Source organism: Caenimonas koreensis DSM 17982 (assembly GCF_009646335.1).
Classification (GTDB): Bacteria; Pseudomonadota; Gammaproteobacteria; order Burkholderiales; family Burkholderiaceae_C; genus Ramlibacter; species Ramlibacter koreensis.
In genome coordinates, this window is sequence record NZ_WJBU01000014.1 from 50202 (window position 1) to 66808 (window position 16607).

Below are 16607 nucleotides of genomic sequence, written 5' to 3' on the forward strand. Positions count from 1 at the left end.
TGACCCCCGAATCTGCCCGAGGTTCAGCCGTGGCGGACGCAGTTGTGTCTGACGGCGTCATGGCCGGTCTGCCCTCGAACCCGACCGCGCCCTCGCGGCTGTCGGGCCATTCGCGGTTTGCGCAGCGCCTGCGCAGGCGTTATGAAGGCCAGCTCACTTTGCTGGCCCCCGGTGCACCGACACGCGCCTGCATGCTGGCCGCATTCGAGGTCATTTGCGCGCAGGGCCACGACCACCCGACGGCGCTTCGCATCCTGCGGCAACTGGTGATGGAGCGGCTGCTGGTGCTCGACTGCGAGCAGGCTGCGCCGTTGGGCACCATCACCAGCGCCGTCACCGAGCTGGCCGAGATCGCGCTGGACATCGCCTGCACCCATGCTTTCGCCGAACTCGATGCGCAGTTCGGCGCGCCCATGACAGCCGAGGGCGCGCTCGCGCAATTCTGGATCGTGGGCATGGGCAAGCTCGGCGCACGCGAGCTGAATGTGTCCAGCGATATCGACCTCGTCTATGTGTACGACTGCGACGGCGAGACAGCCGGCACCGCTGGCGGGCGCGGGCACATCAGCAACCACGAGTACTTTGCCCGCGCCGTGAAGGCGATTTATTCCGTGGTCGGCGACACGACCGAGCACGGTTTCGTGTTCCGCATGGATCTTGCGCTGCGGCCCAACGGCAACTCCGGCCCGCCGGCCGTCTCGCTCGGTGCGCTTGAAGAATATTTCCAGGTGCAGGGCCGCGAATGGGAACGCTTCGCCTGGCTCAAGAGCCGCGTTGTCGCGCCGCGCGCCGCGATCGAAGGCGGCACCGCCCAGGCCTTGCGCGGTGTGGTGCTGCCCTTCGTGTTCCGCAAGTACCTCGACTACAGCGTGTTCGACTCGCTGCGGCTGCTGCACAAGCAGATTCGCGAGCACGCGGCCAAGCGCAGCGCCGGACGGCCCGAACGCGCGAACGACGTGAAGCTCTCGCGCGGCGGCATCCGCGAAATCGAATTCACCGTGCAGCTGCTGCAAGTGGTGCGCGGCGGCCAGTTCCCCGAGCTGCGCACCCGGCCCACGCTGCAGGCACTGCATCGCATCGCGGCTGCAGGGCTGATGCCGCAGGCCACGGCGGATGCACTGGCTGCAGCCTATGAATTCCTGCGCCGCGTCGAGCACCGCATCCAGTACCTGGACGACCAGCAGACGCACGTGCTGCCCGCGGGCGACGACGACATCAGCTGGATGGCGCGCACGATGGGCTTTGCCAACAGCTGCCCGTTCCTGCATGAGCTCGATGCGCACCGCGAGCTCGTCGCGCAGGAATTCGACAAACTCCTCGGCGGTGCGTCGGCCAGCGAATGCAAGGGCTGCGCGGGCCCGCGCGGCAGCAAAGGCCCGGCACTCGATCTTGAGCAGGTGCTGGAACACCTGCCGCCTACGGTGCGCGAGCGCGTGGACGAGTGGCGGCGCCATCCGCGTGTGCTGGCGCTGCGCGAAGATGCGCGCGCCCGGCTGTCACGCCTGCTGGGGCGCACGGCGCAGTGGCTGCAAGAGGGCCGCGTGAGCGAGGACGCGGTGCTGCGGCTGGCCGACTGGATCGAGCCGCTGCTGCGCCGCGAGAGCTACCTGGCGCTGCTGCTGGAGCGGCCCGGCGTGCACGAGCGGCTCTTGCGGCTGCTGGGCGCGGCGCGCTGGCCCGCACGCTACCTGTTGCAGCACCCCGGCGTGATCGACGAGCTGGCGAGCGACCAGATCGTGTCAGAGCGGTTCAATGCTGCTGAATTCGAAGGCGAGCTGGAAGCGCGCCGCAACTCGCTGCAGATCACCGGCGAGGACGACGACGAAGCACTGATGAACCTGCTGCGCCGCGCGCATCATGCAGAGGTGTTTCGCACCCTCGCGCGGGACGTGGAAGGTGTGCTGTCGGTCGAGCAAGTGGCCGACGACCTCAGCGCACTGGCGGACAGCGTGCTGCGCGTCACCGCCAAGTGGTGCTGGCACCGGCTCAAGCAAAAGCACCGCGAGACACCGCGCTTTGCGATCATTGGCTACGGCAAGCTCGGCGGCAAGGAGCTGGGCTACGGCAGCGACCTGGACATCGTCTTTGTCTATGAAGACGACGACGAGCGATCGCCCGAGGCGTATGCGGCCTTCGTTCGCAAGCTGATCAACTGGCTTTCGGCCAAGACCTCCGAAGGCGACCTGTTCGAGATCGACACGGCACTGCGGCCCAACGGCAACTCGGGGCTGCTGGTGACCACCTTTGATGCCTATGCCCGGTACCAGCAGCAGCGCGGCAGCAACACGGCGTGGACATGGGAGCACCAGGCGATGACGCGTGCGCGCTTCGTGCTCGGTGCCGATGCATTGCGCGAGCGGTTCGACGCCATCCGTGAATCCGTGATCGCTGCGCCGCGCGACGCAGCTTTGCTGCAAAGCGAGATCATGGCCATGCGCGACAAGGTGCGCGCGGCCCATCCAGTGAAGGCCGACCGCTTCGACGTCAAGCACAGCGCGGGCGGCATGGTCGATGTTGAATTCGTGGTGCAGTTCCTTGTGCTGTCGCAGTCGGCAGCGCACAGGGAGCTGATTCCCAACGTCGGCAATATTGCTCTGCTGCAAAGAGCCGAAGCTTGCGGCTTGTTGCCGACGGGCCTGGGCGAGAGGGCTGCAAGCGCCTATCGCGCACTGCGGCGCGTGCAACACCAGGCTCGCCTGAATGAAGAGCCGACGCAAGTGCCGCCCGCCTCCATGGACACCGAGCGCGACGCCGTGCTGGCACTGTGGAGCGCAGTGTTCGGGCATTCTCCTGCCATCCATTGACAGCACGCCGGTGGTAGTCTTGCGGCCTCCCACCGGCAACGAAGCATGAAGAAAACTGGCTTGACAGCCGCGCTTGCCGCGGCGCTTTGCATTGCGGGCTGCGCAGTCTCGCGCCCCACGCCCGGCGCGGGGCAGGTGCCGCCGCCCCAGTGGTATGCCACCTTGCCGCACAACGGCGCGCTGGCTGACCTGCGCTTGTGGTGGCAGCAGCTCAATGACCCGCTGCTGGTCGAGCTGATCGAGGCAGCCCAGGCGGCCAGCCCGACAGTCGCCTCGGCACGTTCGCGCATCGAGCAGGCGCGCGCGACGCGTGTGGCGGCCGGGGCCGCATTGCTGCCTGCGCTCGACGGCCAGGTGTCCGCGCAACGCAGCAATTCGCAGCCCCCCACACCACTGGCGACGGTGCTGCAGGCGGGTTTGCAGACATCCTGGGAGATCGACCTGTTCGGCGGCAATCGCGCAGCGGCGGATGCCGCGCAGGCGCGGCTTGCGGGCGCACAGGCGCTCTGGCACGACGCACGCGTGTCAGTCGCTGCAGAAACTGCGAATGCCTATCTTGACTTGCGCAGCTGCGAGCGGCAGCTGGCTGTCGCGCGCAATGATGCGAAGTCCCGCGCTGAAACCGCACGGCTTGCCGACCTGAGCGCACAGGCGGGCTTTCTCGCGCCTGCCAATGCGGCGCTGGCGCGAGCGAGTGCGGCAGAAGGCTCCGCCCGCGCCACGCAGCAGCTCGCGCTATGCGATATCCATGTGAAGACACTGGTCGCCTTGAGTGCGGTGGCCGAACCCGCACTGCGCGCCAAACTCGCAGCGCCGTGGGTGGATGCAACGCAGTCAACCACGTTCACGGTCGCGTCGGTGCCGGCGCAAGTGCTGTCGCAGCGGCCCGACGTGTACCAGGCAGAACTGGAAGTTGCCGCTGCCAGCGCGGAGGTTGGCGCTGCACGGGCGCAGCAGTATCCGCGGCTGTCGCTGTCAGGCTCGATCGCCGTGGGCCGGGTACGCACGGGTGGTGTCAACGCGACGCTCGATACCTGGTCCATCGGACCTGTGGCGTTGACGTTGCCGATCTTCGACGGCGGCCGCCGCGCCGCCGATGCGGATGCAGCGCTGGCGCGCTACGAAGAGGCATCTGCGTTGTATGCAGCGCGCGTGCGCCAGGCAGTGCGCGAAGTGGAAGAAGCGCTGGTCAACCTGGAGAGCACGCGGCTGCGCAGTGAAGACGCGCGCGTCGCCGCCGAAGGCTATCGCGCCTCGTTTGTAGCGACCGAGGCGCGCTATCGCAGTGGCCTGGCAAACCTTGTCGAGCTGGAAGACGCGCGCCGCACGCAGCTGGCTGCCGAGACCGCGCTGGTCAGCCTGCAACGCGAGCGCGCTGCCGCGTGGGTGGCGCTGTACCGCGCGATGGGTGGCGGCTGGGCACGGCCTGCCGCCGCGCAGCCTTGATGCAGATGCGGCAAGCACACACAGAGACGTAACAGGTAGGGCGAGAACTCATGGAAAAAAAGAAATTCACACCCGGCGTCGTGGGCGCCATCGTTACCGCTGTCGTGGTGGTGGCCATCATCGTGTTCGTCGCGCTCAAACCCAGGAGCGAAGACGAGAGCAAGAAGGGCACCGTCAAGCCGGCACTGACCGTCACGGTGACGCAGCCGCAGCGCGTGGCCATGCCGATCACACTGGCTGCGAACGGCAATATCGCTGCGTGGCAGGAGGCCATCGTCGGCGCCGAGGCATCGGGGCTGCGCGTGGCGCAGGTGCTCGTGAACGTGGGTGACCGCGTGAAGCAGGGGCAGGTGCTGGCAACGCTGGCGGGCGACACGGTCCGCGCGGAAGCTGCGCAGTCGCGCGCCACCCTGGCAGAGGCAGAAGCCGCCGCTGCCGATGCGGTGAACAACGCGCAGCGTGCCCGCACGCTGGAGGGCACGGGTGCATTGAGCACGTCGCAGATCAACCAGTACCTCACCGCCGAGAAAACTGCGCAGGCGAAGGTGGAGGCAGCTCGCGCCGCGGTTGCACTGCAGGTTGCCCGCGTGAGCCAGTCCGAAGTGCGGGCACCCGACAACGGGATCATTTCTTCCCGCACGGCCACCGTGGGCGCTGTGCTCAACGGCGGCGCGGAACTGTTCCGCCTGATACGCGGTGGCCGCCTGGAGTGGCGCGCCGAAGTCACCTCCACCGAGATCGGCAAGCTCACGACCGGCACGACGGCGCTTGTGACTGCGGCGAGCGGCGCGCGCCTGTCCGGGCGCGTGCGCACCATCGGCCCGACGGTCGATCCGCAATCGCGCGCAGCGCTGGTCTATGTGGACCTGACGCCACTGCCCGCGAACCCGGGCACGACGGGCAACGCGCTCGCCGGCATGTTCGCGCGTGGCGAATTTGACCTGGGCACTGCTTCGGCACTCACGGTGCCGCAAAGCGCCATCGCGATCCGCGAAGGCTTCAGCTATGTGTTCCGCGTGGAGCCCGACAACCGCGTCACGCAAGTGAAGGTGCAGACCGGCCGCATGGCAGGCGAGCGGCTTGAAATCACGAGCGGCCTCGCAGCCGATGCGCGCGTGGTGGCCAGCGGCGCGGGCTTCCTGAACGACGGCGACCTGGTGCGCATTTCAGAGGGCGCAAAGCCTGCAGGCGCAAAGGCCGCATCGGCAGCCGCAAAGGCCGCACCGGCAGCGTCCGCAGCGAAGCGATAGGACGCACACCATGATCAATGTCTCGTCCTGGTCGATCCGCAACCCGATTCCTGCGGTGATGCTCTTCGTGCTGCTCACGTTCGGCGGCGTGCTGTCGTTCAACGCGATGAAGATCCAGAACTTCCCCGACATCGACCTGCCCACCGTGATGGTGACTGCAGCGTTGCCGGGTGCGGCGCCCGGCCAGCTGGAAACCGATGTCGCGCGAAAGCTCGAAAACTCCATCGCGACGCTGCAGGGCTTGAAGCACATCACCACCAAGGTCCAGGACGGCGTGGTGACGGTCACGGCGGAATTCCGCCTCGAAAAGCCGGTGCAGGAAGCTGTCGACGACGTGCGTTCCGCTGTGGCGCGCGTGCGCGCCGATCTGCCGGGCGACGTGCGCGACCCGACCATCACCAAGATGGATTTCGCGAGCCAGCCCGTTCTCGCGTTCACCGTAGCTTCGCCGCGCATGGACGAAGAGGCGCTCTCATGGTTCGTCGACAACGACATCTCGCGCAGGCTGCTGGCCGTGCGTGGCGTCGGCGCCGTCAACCGCGTCGGCGGCGTGAACCGCGAAGTGCGCGTGTCGCTCGATCCGTCCAAGCTACAGGCGCTGGGCATCACCGCGGCCGACGTCTCGCGCCAGCTGCGCGAGGTGCAGGTCGAAAGCGCGGGCGGCCGCACGGATCTGGGCGGCGCAGAGCAGCCTGTCCGCACGCTTGCCACCGTGAAGACCGCTGCCGATCTCGCGCGCATATCGATCGCCCTGCCAGCCAGCGCGGGCGGGCAGCCGCGCTCGATCAAGCTCGATGATGTCGCCACCGTGACCGACACCATCGCCGAGCCGCGCGCTGCTGCGCTGCTCAATGGCAAGCGCGTCGTCGGCTTCGAGGTGGCGCGCTCGCGCGGCGAGAGTGAAGTGACGGTGGGCGCGGGTGTGAAGGCGGCGCTGGCGGAACTGCAGAAAGCGCATCCCGACCTGGAGCTCGTGCAGGCATTCGATTTTGTGACGCCTGTCGAAGAGGAATACGAAGGCTCGCTGCATCTGCTGTACGAAGGCGCTGCGCTCGCGGTGCTGGTGGTGTGGCTTTTCCTGCGCGACTGGCGTGCGACGTTTGTGTCGGCGATTGCGCTGCCGATGTCGGTGATACCGGCGTTCATCGGCATGCACCTGCTCGGCTTTTCGGTCAACGTGGTGTCGCTGCTGGCGCTGTCGCTCGTCGTCGGCATCCTGGTGGACGACGCGATCGTCGAGGTCGAGAACATCGTGCGGCACTTGCGCATGGGCAAGACGCCGTTCCAGGCGGCGATGGAGGCGGCTGATGAAATCGGCCTGGCCGTGATCGCAACGACCTTCACGCTCATCGCAGTGTTCCTGCCCACGGCGTTCATGAGCGGCATTGCGGGCAAGTTCTTCAAGCAGTTCGGCTGGACAGCGGCGCTGGCCGTGTTCGCATCGCTCGTCGTTGCACGGGTGCTCACGCCGATGATGTCGGCGTACATGCTCAAGCCGGAGCCCGAGGGTGAGGTGAAGGACGCGAAGTGGATGACGGTCTACCTCGGCTGGGCGCGGTGGTGCCTGAACCACCGGCTCGTCACGGTGCTGGTGGCCGGCGCGTTCTTCGTCGGCTCGGTGATGCTGATTCCATTGCTGCCCACCGGCTTCATTCCGCCCGACGACAACTCGCAGACGCAGGTGTACATCGAACTGCCTCCGGGTGCGACGCTCGCGCAGACAACGGACGTCTCCGAAGAAGCGCGACAACGTCTCATGAAGGTCGAGCACGTCAAGAGCGTGTACACCACGATTGGCGGCGGCTCGGCTGGCACCGACCCGTTCGCCAATTCAGGCGCCGCCGAAGTGCGCAAGGCCACGCTGACGATCCTGCTCACCGATCGCGGCGAACGCCCGCGCAAGCAGAAGATCGAGAACAACATCCGCACCGCGCTGGAAACACTGCCCGGAGTGCGCACCAAAGTCGGCTTGGGCGGCTCCGGCGAGAAGTACGTGCTCGTGCTGACGGGCGAAGACCCTGTGGCGCTGGCCAGTGCTGCGCTGGCGGTCGAGAAAGACCTGCGCACGATTCCCGGCCTGGGCAGTGTGCAATCCACGGCCAGCCTCGTGCGGCCGGAGGTCACCGTGCGGCCGGACTTTGACAAGGCGGCGGATCTCGGTGTGACCTCAAGCGCCATTGCAGAAACACTGCGCGTCGCCACGGCGGGCGACTACGACATCGCGCTGCCCAAGCTGAACCTCGCGCAACGCCAGGTGCCCATCGTCGTGAAACTCGATGACTCCGCACGCAAGGATCTGTCGGTGCTCGAGCGCCTTGCGGTGCCGGGCTCGCATGGGCCGGTGATGCTGGGGCAGGTCGCCACGTTGTCGATTGCGGGTGGCCCTGCGGTGATCGACCGCTACGACCGCACACGCAACGTCAACTTCGAGATCGAGCTGTCGGGGTTGCCGCTGGGTGATGTCGCAGCGGCGGCGCAGGAGCTGCCTTCGGTGAAGAACCTGCCTGCCGGCGTGAAGGTGATCGAAGTCGGCGACGCGGAGGTGATGGGCGAGCTGTTCCTGGGCTTCCTGCTCGCGATGTTCACCGGCGTGCTGTGCATCTACGTCGTGCTCGTGCTGCTGTTTCGCGACTTCCTGCATCCGGTCACGATTCTTTGCGCGCTGCCACTGGCGCTTGGCGGTGCGTTCGTCGCACTGCTGGTCGCGCAGAAGAGTTTTTCGATGCCGTCCTTGATCGGGCTGGTGATGCTCATGGGCATTGCAACCAAGAACTCGATCCTGCTGGTGGAATACGCGATCGTTGCCCGGCGCGATCACGCCATGAGCCGCTTCGACGCCCTGATAGACGCCTGCCACAAGCGCGCGCGGCCCATCATCATGACGACCATCGCCATGGGCGCAGGCATGCTGCCTACGGCGATCGGCATGGGCACTGCCGACCCGAGCTTTCGCTCACCGATGACAACTGCCGTGATTGGCGGGCTGATCACTTCCACGCTGCTGAGCTTGCTGGTGGTGCCGGTCGTGTTCACGCTGATGGACGACTTTGAACAGTGGTTCAGCCGCGGCATGCGGCGGCTGCGCGGCAAGCCGGAGGGCCCGCCCGCAGACAACGCGTCGCACGCCGGGGCTGATCCTGCACCCCATCCGGCGCCGTGATGCGCGAATTCGTGCACGCTCGAGCGCACTCGCGCTCTTGAGCAAGGCGTGTGCGAGCGGTCTAATGGCGGCTGAAAGGGCACGACCATGACCACTTCCGTTGGCGATATCGACGCGTTCATCGACATGCTGCGCGCGGCCTGCGACGACAAGCCCATGAACGACCAGCTGGAAAAGCTGCTGTCAATGCCGGACGACAAGCGACAGGCGCTCATTCGCAAGTGGGTGGACGACATGGTCACGGCGAAAGCGCCGCACGACCTGATCGAAGCGGTGGCCTGCCTCGTGGACGACAAGGTCGCAGAAAAAGCCTATGAAGTGATCTACAACTGCAAGCGTCAGGGTCGCTGGCGGATGCGCTGAACCAGGCTGGTTGTCGAATAGCCATCCACAAAGGGGATCGCAACGGCGCGGCCGCCGTAGCCTTCCACCACCTTTGTTTCCGCGAGCTTTGCCATGTCGTAGTCGCCGCCCTTGCACAGGACGGCCGGCTTCAATTCGCGGATCAACTCGATGGGCGTGTCTTCATCGAACCAGGTCACGAGGCTGACGGATTCGAGCGCAGCCATCATCGCGGCCCGGTCGGCTTCGTTGTTGAGAGGGCGGTCGGGGCCTTTGCCCAGGCGCTTGGCCGAAGCGTCCGTATTCAATGCAACGACGAGGCTCGCCCCCAGCTCACGCGCCTGGGCCAGGTACACAGCGTGGCCGCGATGCAGTACGTCGAAAACGCCATTGGTGAACACAACGGGCTGCGGCAGCGCGGCGACGCGCGCCGCCGCGTCGTTGCGGGAGGCGATCTTCGAGAAAAAAGTAGGCGCTGACACAGCAGGCTGGATGGCGGAAACGAGCCCGCGATATCGGCAGGCTCAGGTAGCGCTGGGCGCCGGGCCTGCACCAGCGGCGGCAGCACTTGCTGCAATCGCGGCGGCGATTTCCTTGCGGAAGCGGTTGAGCTCCTGCACGCTCTTGAAGCTGCGGTCCATCAGCAGGCTCATGTTGTGCAGGATGCGCTCGACCACTTTGCTTTCCCAGACGGAGTCAAAGTTGATCTGCGTGTCCAGCCAGTGTTCGAGCCACTCGGGGTTGGGCAGGCGCGACTGGATCGTGTCGCGCGGGAACAGCGCCTTGTTCACGTGCAAGTTGGTGGGGTGCAGTGCCTGCGCCGTGCGGCGCGCGCTGGCCATCAGCACGCCGACCTTGGCAAATGCGGCCTTCGCTTCATTGCCGAAGTTGTTGATCGCGCGCTTCATGTAGCGCAGGTAGGCGCCGCCGTGGCGCGCTTCGTCCTGCGAGAGCATGAGGTAGATCTGCTTGATGACCGGCTCGGTGTGCCATTCGCTGGCACGGCGATACCAGTGGTTCAACCGGATTTCGCCGCAGAAATGCAGCATGAGCGTTTCAAGGGCGGGTGCCGGCTCGAATTCGAAGCGCACTTCATGCAGCTCTTTTTCGGTGGGTGCCAGCTCGGGGCGAAAGCGCCGCAGGTATTCCATCAACACCAGCGAGTGCTTCTGCTCTTCAAAGAACCAGATCGACATGAAGGCGGAGAAATCCGAATCGTCCTTGTTGTCACGCAGGAACATCTCGGTGGCAGGCAGCGCAGACCATTCCGTGATGGCGTTCATCTTGATGGTCTGGGCCTGTTCGTCCGTGAGCTTGCTGGCATCGAACTGGTCCCAGGGGATGTCCTTGTCCATGTCCCAACGGACGGACTCAAGTTGCTTGAACAGTTCTGGATAGAGCATTGTGGGTTCCTCCGCCGATTTTACCCGGCACTGTGTAATTGCCTTGACAATCTGCAAACATTGCGCCGCTTGCCGCATGACTCCACAAGGATTGCACGATGTTGAACACTTTTCGCCTCATTGCTGTGCTTGCCGCATCCGCTGCGGCCCTGGCGGCTATTCCCGCTGGCGCCGCCACCGCGCCGGCCGCTGGTGCTGCCGCCGCATGCCCCGCGACGCTGTCGCACACCTTCTTGCGCCTGCAGGATGAAAAGCCACAGTCACTATGCCAGTACGCAGGCAAAGTGGTCCTGGTTGTGAATACGGCGAGCTACTGCGGCTTCACCCCGCAGTACAAGGGCCTGGAGTCGCTCTACGACAAATACAAGGACAAGGGCCTGGTGGTGCTGGGCTTTCCGTCGAATGATTTCTCGCAGGAAAAGGGCAGCAACAAGGAGATCGCCGAGTTCTGCGAAAACACGTTCAACGTGAAGTTCCCGATGTTTGGCGCGTCCAGCGTGCGTGGCGATGCAGCCAACCCGCTGTTCAAGCAGCTGGCTGCCGCCACCGGCACATCACCAAAGTGGAATTTCTATAAGTACATGCTGGCGCGCGATGGCAAGGTCGTGGGCTCATGGTCGAGCATGACAACCCCGGAAGCGCTGGAAAAAGACCTGCAAAAGCAACTAGCGATGCAATAGGCCCATGCCTGCGCAGCAGGCGCCCCGACGAGACGCAGCAACGCGCAGTCGAGTCACCCTCATGAAAAAACGCGGCTACGCCGCGTTTTTCTCATCTAGCCAAACCACCCCAAAATCGCGCAGCGATTTTGGGGTGACAAATAAAGGTGCTGCGAAGCGCCCCGACACGAAGGAGGGAGGGAGGGAGGAGGAGAAGAGTCGCCTCGGGATTTCATCCGGGAAAACTCACCGGAAGGCTTCGCAGCAATAACTTGTTCTGTCCAGTAGAGTGGGGATGAACCGGTCAGGTTCCAGCTTCTACCGTGGCCAACAAGTAAATTTTTGTGAAGCGCGCCTTTAGGCCGGCTTCGTGTCCTGGAAGCTCTGACGCTGCGCCAGCTTTTCGTAAAGCTTCGCCAGGTTGGGGTGGCTGCCGCGCCAGTCGATGTCGGGGAAGCGGAAGTCGAGATAGCCCAGCGCGCAACCAACGGCGATGTCCGCCAGGCTCAGGTAGATGCCTGCACAAAACGGCTTTTCACCCAGCCCCTGGCTCATGGCCTTGACACTGGCATTGACTTTGGCAAGCTGCCGGTCGATCCACGCCTGGCTGCGCTGCGCCTTGGAGCGGCCCGCCCAGTTGGCTTCCAGGCGCGCGAGGATAGCCGCGTCGAGCAGGCCATCGGCCAGCGCTTCCCAGGTTTTGACTTCAGCGCGCTCGCGGCCCACCGCCGGAATCAGCTTGCCGACCGGCGAGAGCGTGTCGAGGTATTCAACGATCACGCGCGAATCGAACAGCGCTTCACCGCCTTCCATCACCAGGCACGGCACTTTGCCAAGCGGATTGGAATGCGCGATGGTCGTGTCGGCAGCCCACACGTCTTCAGTGACGAATTCGTAGTCCAGCTTTTTCTCGGCCATCACGATCCGTACTTTGCGCACGTACGGGCTGGTGACAGCGCCTATCAGTTTCATCATGGATGTGCTCTTGGTGTTCGAGTTATCGCGGTCGATTCATTTTAGCGAGCGCATGTCGCACACCTTTTCGCGCGGGGCGGCATTGCGTGTAACCGCCACGATTTGGCGCATCGCGCTGCCTCGTTGTCGCACTTGAACGACAAAGAACTGTCATCCGGGCGTCGAATGGGCCACGCCTACAATTCGGCCATGTCTTTGTCCCCCATTTCCGCGCTGTCGCCCCTCGACGGCCGATACGCCGGCCGCCTCGCGCCGCTGCGCCCATTGATGAGCGAGCTCGGCTACATGCACAAGCGCGTGCAAGTTGAAGTCGCCTGGTTCATTGCCTTGTCCGATGCAGGCTTTGCCGAATTCAAGCCGCTGACGCCGGGTGCGCGCACTTACTTGCTCGGCATCGTGAAGAATTTCAGCGAAGCCGATGGCCTGGCCATCAAGGAAATCGAGAAGACCACCAACCACGACGTGAAGGCCGTGGAGTACTGGATCAAGTCGAAGTTCGACGCGCGGCCCGAGCTCAAGGCGGCCAGCGAGTTCGTCCATTTCGCCTGCACCAGCGAAGACATCAACAACACGAGCCATGCATTGCAGCTCAAGGGCGGGCGCGACCACGTGATCGTGCCTGCGCTCGACTCGCTCATTGCCAAGCTGCGCGAGATGGCGCAGCTGTACGCTTCGGTCTCGATGCTCAGCCGAACGCATGGGCAAACCGCGAGCCCGACAACCGTCGGCAAGGAAATCGCCAACGTCGTGGTGCGCCTGGCCAATGCTCGCGAGCGCATTGCCAGCGTGAAGCTGATGGCCAAGATGAACGGCGCTGTGGGCAACTACAACGCGCACATGGCAGCCTGGCCCGACTTCGACTGGGAGTCGTTCAGCCGCAAGGTGATCGAGACGCCCGAGCCGCTCGGCCTGGGCCTGACGTTCCAGCCCTACAGCATCCAGATCGAGCCGCACGACTACATGGCCGAGCTGTTCGATGCCGTGGCGCGTGCCAACACGATCCTGATCGACTGGTCGCGCGACATGTGGGGCTATATCTCGCTGGGCTACTTCAAGCAGCGCCTGCGTGAAGGCGAGATCGGCTCGTCCACGATGCCGCACAAGGTCAACCCGATTGACTTCGAAAATGCAGAAGGCAACCTGGGCCTGGCGAACGCCATGCTGCGGCACCTGTCTGAAAAGCTGCCGATCTCGCGCTGGCAGCGTGACCTGACCGACTCCACCGTGCTGCGCAACATGGGCGTGGCGCTGGGTTACGCGGCGCTGGCTTATCACGCGATGGGTGTGGGCCTGGGCAAGCTGCAGATCAATGAAGAGGCGATTGCCGCTGACCTCGACGCATCGTGGGAAGTGCTGGCCGAGCCGATCCAGACGGTGATGCGCCGCTTCGGTGTGCAGGGCGCTTACGAGAAACTGAAAGAGGTCACGCGCGGCAAAACTGTGCGGGCCGAAGACCTGCATGCGCTCATCCGCTCGCTGGAAATCCCGCAGGCCGAGAAAGACAGGCTGCTCGCCATGACGCCCGCCTCGTACGTCGGCAAAGCCGCCGAACTTGCCCGGCGCGCCTGAAGGCGACCACCCCTTGGCACTCAAATCCACCATCTTCAAGGCGAACGTCGCAATCGCCGACATCGACCACGCTTACTACGCTGACCATGCGCTCACTCTCGCGCGCCACCCGAGCGAAACCGATGAACGCATGATGGTCCGCCTGGTGGCGCTGGCGATCAACGCGCACCGGCTGCAGAGTGAATGCAATGGAGATGCGACGCTCGGCTTCGGCGCGGGATTGTCCAACCCCGACGACCCTGATTTCTACATCCGCGACTACACAGGCCGCACGCGCGTCTGGGTCGAAGTGGGCCAGCCGGAAGAAAAGCCGATCGCCAAGGCGTGCGGCAAGGCCGATCACGTGATGGTCTATCCGTTCGCGAATGCGTCGGAGATCTGGTGGCGCGGGATCGAGAACAAGGTCTCGCGCCTGGCGAACCTGAGCGTGTGGCGCATTCCCGCTGCAGCGTCGCAACAGCTCGCGGCATTCGCACAACGCACGATGCATTTGCAGGCCACGATCCAGGAAGGCGCGTTGACGCTCAGCGGCGAATCAGGCAGTGTCGAGCTCGAACCGCTTCGCTGGAAATAGAAAACCCATGTCCGCTGCCCCACCGCCGATCACGCTCTGTCCCGTCATCATGGCGGGTGGAGGCGGCACCCGCTTGTGGCCCCTGTCGCGCTCGGGGCATCCCAAACAGTTCCTCTCCATTTCCGCGCCTGGCCAGACGCTGCTGCAGGAAACCCTGTCGCGCCTGCACGGGCTGGGCATGGGTGGCTGGACACTGTCGCCACCCGTGGTGGTGACCAACGAAACCTACCGCTTCCTGGTGCAGGACCAGCTCGCGTCGCTGGGCGAGAAAAACGCGGCCATCATCCTTGAGCCTGCGGCGCGCAACACGGCGCCTGCGCTCACGCTTGCGGCGCTGCAGGCCGTCGAGCAAGGCAGCGATCCGGTGATGATCGTGTGCCCTGCCGATCACGGCGTGACTGATTTGCCCGCCATGCAGCACACGCTGCGCGTGGCGGTGGCGCAAGCCGCGCAGGGCTCGGTGGTTGTGCTGGGCGTGCCCGCCGTGCGACCAGAAACGGGCTACGGTTACATCCGCTCGGAAAGCGCGGGCGGCGCGCAGGGCGTTGAGTCACCGCGCCGCGTCGCGCAGTTCGTGGAAAAGCCCGACAGCGCCACAGCCGCCACGTATGTGGCCTCGGGGGAATTCCACTGGAACAGCGGCATTTTCATTTTGAAGGCGTCGGTGTGGCTTGCCGCGCTGCAGCGCTTTCGCCCGGATATCCTGGCTGCGACCCAGGCGTCGTGGAAAGCGCGCGTCGCCGACAACGGGTTTGTGCGCCCTGGCCATGACGAGTTCGACAGCGTGCCATCGGAGTCGATCGACTACGCCGTGATGGAGCACTGCCCCGGCAGCGAGTTCGACATCCGCATGGTGCCGCTCGACGCGGGCTGGAGTGACCTGGGCGCATGGGACGCCGTGTGGGAATCGCGCGATCACGATGCGCACGGCAATGCAGTGCAGGGCGACGCCGTGCTGCACAAGAGCAGCAACACGCTGGTGCACGCGACGAGCCGGCTGGTCACCGTGGTCGGTATGGAGAACGTTGTCGTCGTCGAAACGCCAGATGCCGTGCTCGTGATGAACCGAACGTCGAGCCAGGATGTGAAGGATGTCGTTGCGAACCTGAATGCCGGCAAGCGTGCTGAGCCTCTGCTGCCGCGCAAGGTGCACCGGCCGTGGGGCTGGTACGACTCGGTCGATTCCGGCGCGCGGTTCCAGGTCAAGCGCATCATGGTCAAGCCGGGCGCGTCGCTCAGCCTGCAGATGCATCACCACCGCGCCGAGCACTGGATCGTCGTGTCAGGCACGGCACTTGTCACCTGTGGCGACAAGGAATTCCTGCTGTGCGAAAACGAAAGCACGTTCATCCGCATGGGGCAAAAGCACCGGCTGGTGAACCCGGGCCATGTGCCGCTGGAAATCATCGAAGTGCAGTCGGGCGGCTACCTCGGTGAAGACGACATTGTGCGGTTCGATGACACGTACGGGCGAACCTGACGCGAGGCGCTGCTAACGCGGCATTTCCGCGCCACAGCTCCAGCACTGCTCGAACCCGCCTTCGATCAGCTCACCGCACACACACACCCATCGCCGCTGCGGGACGTTCTGCAAGTCGTGCAGCAGAAGGCGCGCACGTGCCTCCTGTGCGTCGTCCATCAGCCAGACTTCAGGCAGGCACTGGTCAGGCGGCAATTCGCCAGCGGCGGAACCGAGGAAGTAGCGCTGCATCGTGGCCTGGATGCCTTCGTTTCGCAAGGCATCGACCCATAGCGTCGCGATTGCAATGTTGGGAGCGCGTGCGAGCCGCTGCATCGTCAGCGCGCGGCGGGCCTGGCTGCTGCGTCTGGCGGGGACTCAATGCCTTCGGCCGCACGCTCCGCGTAACGATTGAAGCGCCACGAGTCGGCATGCAGCGTGATGCGCCGCCAGGTGCTGCGTTTCTCGCCTGGCGACATGGCGGGCCAGAGCTGCACTTCCTCGAACGTACGCCCGCAGCCCTTGCACTGGGCATCGCCCTGGCTGGTCGAGCAGATGGCGATGCAGGGCGTGTCGGGCGTGGTGTCGTACCAGGTTTTCCACGCTGCGTAGGCGGCAGGCGGGAAGCCCTTCTCATCGGCTTCGTCCTCGTGGTAATAAATCAGTAACGCGTACACCTCAGCCAACGCCCGCAGCTCGGGCGCGAGCGTGACGCCATCGGGCGATGGCTTTCGTTCCCGCCAGAAATTGATGGCGGCTTCGATATCGGTAATGTGAATGGCTGCCATGTGGGCGCGCAGGATAACGCAGCTTGTGATGTAATCATGGCACGAAGGGGAGTAGCTCCCGCTTGTTGCGCGCTAGGGAGGTGGGCCGGTCGATCTCAAAAAGAAGACCCGTGCACCGTGCGCAGCAGGTATCGGCAAGTCGTCAATACGAAGCGCAGTACTGCTTCCGGCTTGTTGG

Annotated in this window: 14 protein-coding genes; 9 read left to right on the forward strand and 5 right to left on the reverse strand. The window is 64.8% G+C overall.

Annotated elements, in window-relative coordinates:
• The first annotated feature begins 59 nt into the window (after positions 1-59).
• The 5 genes from glnE (at position 60) to GHT07_RS15000 (ending at position 9023) form a co-directional block, all read left to right on the forward strand.
• Positions 60-2804 carry a bifunctional [glutamate--ammonia ligase]-adenylyl-L-tyrosine phosphorylase/[glutamate--ammonia-ligase] adenylyltransferase gene (gene glnE, locus GHT07_RS14980; protein ID WP_153585985.1) on the forward strand — a complete coding sequence of 915 codons (2745 nt, stop codon included), beginning with the start codon at positions 60-62 and terminating at the stop codon, positions 2802-2804.
• 45 nt (positions 2805-2849) lie between these two features.
• Positions 2850-4250, forward strand: a complete 1401-nt coding sequence (locus tag GHT07_RS14985; protein ID WP_153585911.1) for an efflux transporter outer membrane subunit — start codon at positions 2850-2852, stop codon at positions 4248-4250.
• Between the two features lie 50 nt (positions 4251-4300).
• The gene (locus GHT07_RS14990) at positions 4301-5500 is read left to right on the forward strand and encodes an efflux RND transporter periplasmic adaptor subunit (RefSeq protein WP_153585912.1); all 1200 of its coding nucleotides are present in this window, start codon (positions 4301-4303) and stop codon (positions 5498-5500) included.
• 13 nt (positions 5501-5513) lie between these two features.
• Positions 5514-8660, forward strand: coding sequence for an efflux RND transporter permease subunit (locus GHT07_RS14995; protein ID WP_323740960.1), 3147 nt, complete (start codon positions 5514-5516; stop codon positions 8658-8660).
• 87 nt (positions 8661-8747) lie between these two features.
• Positions 8748-9023 carry a hypothetical protein gene (locus tag GHT07_RS15000; protein WP_153585914.1) on the forward strand — a complete coding sequence of 92 codons (276 nt, stop codon included), beginning with the start codon at positions 8748-8750 and terminating at the stop codon, positions 9021-9023.
• Here the strand turns inward: GHT07_RS15000 and rfaE2 are convergent.
• Positions 8999-9484 carry a D-glycero-beta-D-manno-heptose 1-phosphate adenylyltransferase gene (gene rfaE2, locus GHT07_RS15005; protein WP_323740956.1) on the reverse strand — a complete coding sequence of 162 codons (486 nt, stop codon included), beginning with the start codon at positions 9482-9484 and terminating at the stop codon, positions 8999-9001. The genes GHT07_RS15000 and rfaE2 overlap by 25 nt on opposite strands.
• Positions 9485-9526: 42 nt before the next feature.
• Positions 9527-10405, reverse strand: coding sequence for a ferritin family protein (locus GHT07_RS15010; protein ID WP_153585915.1), 879 nt, complete (start codon positions 10403-10405; stop codon positions 9527-9529).
• Between the two features lie 98 nt (positions 10406-10503).
• On the opposite strand from GHT07_RS15010, the gene GHT07_RS15015 reads away from it, so the two are divergent.
• Complete coding sequence (locus GHT07_RS15015) at positions 10504-11085, forward strand: glutathione peroxidase (protein ID WP_153585916.1); 582 nt, start codon at positions 10504-10506, stop codon at positions 11083-11085.
• Positions 11086-11421: 336 nt separating this feature from the next.
• On the opposite strand, the gene GHT07_RS15020 is transcribed toward GHT07_RS15015, so the two are convergent.
• The gene (locus GHT07_RS15020; RefSeq protein ID WP_153585987.1) at positions 11422-12036 is read right to left on the reverse strand and encodes a glutathione S-transferase N-terminal domain-containing protein; all 615 of its coding nucleotides are present in this window, start codon (positions 12034-12036) and stop codon (positions 11422-11424) included.
• Between the two features lie 192 nt (positions 12037-12228).
• On the opposite strand from GHT07_RS15020, the gene purB reads away from it, so the two are divergent.
• Genes purB through GHT07_RS15035 form a run of 3 tightly spaced genes read left to right on the forward strand, consistent with a single transcriptional unit; the run spans position 12229 to position 15662 of the window.
• Positions 12229-13608 (forward strand): adenylosuccinate lyase, encoded by a 1380-nt coding sequence (gene purB, locus GHT07_RS15025; protein ID WP_153585917.1) that lies wholly within the window; start codon positions 12229-12231, stop codon positions 13606-13608.
• A gap of 13 nt (positions 13609-13621) precedes the next feature.
• Positions 13622-14182 carry a YaeQ family protein gene (locus GHT07_RS15030; protein WP_153585918.1) on the forward strand — a complete coding sequence of 187 codons (561 nt, stop codon included), beginning with the start codon at positions 13622-13624 and terminating at the stop codon, positions 14180-14182.
• A 7-nt stretch (positions 14183-14189) separates the two neighbouring features.
• On the forward strand, positions 14190-15662 hold the full coding sequence (locus GHT07_RS15035; RefSeq protein WP_228488365.1) for a mannose-1-phosphate guanylyltransferase/mannose-6-phosphate isomerase: 1473 nt from the start codon (positions 14190-14192) through the stop codon (positions 15660-15662).
• A 12-nt stretch (positions 15663-15674) separates the two neighbouring features.
• Here GHT07_RS15035 and GHT07_RS15040 read toward each other — a convergent pair whose 3' ends face one another.
• Both GHT07_RS15040 and GHT07_RS15045 read right to left on the reverse strand, forming a co-directional pair.
• Positions 15675-15977: a putative signal transducing protein gene (locus GHT07_RS15040; protein WP_153585919.1), complete on the reverse strand. Its 303-nt coding sequence runs from the start codon at positions 15975-15977 to the stop codon at positions 15675-15677.
• A 2-nt stretch (positions 15978-15979) separates the two neighbouring features.
• Entirely contained in the window at positions 15980-16429 is a 450-nt protein-coding gene (locus tag GHT07_RS15045; protein ID WP_153585920.1) for a DUF3717 domain-containing protein, read from the reverse strand.
• Positions 16430-16607: the final 178 nt, after the last annotated feature.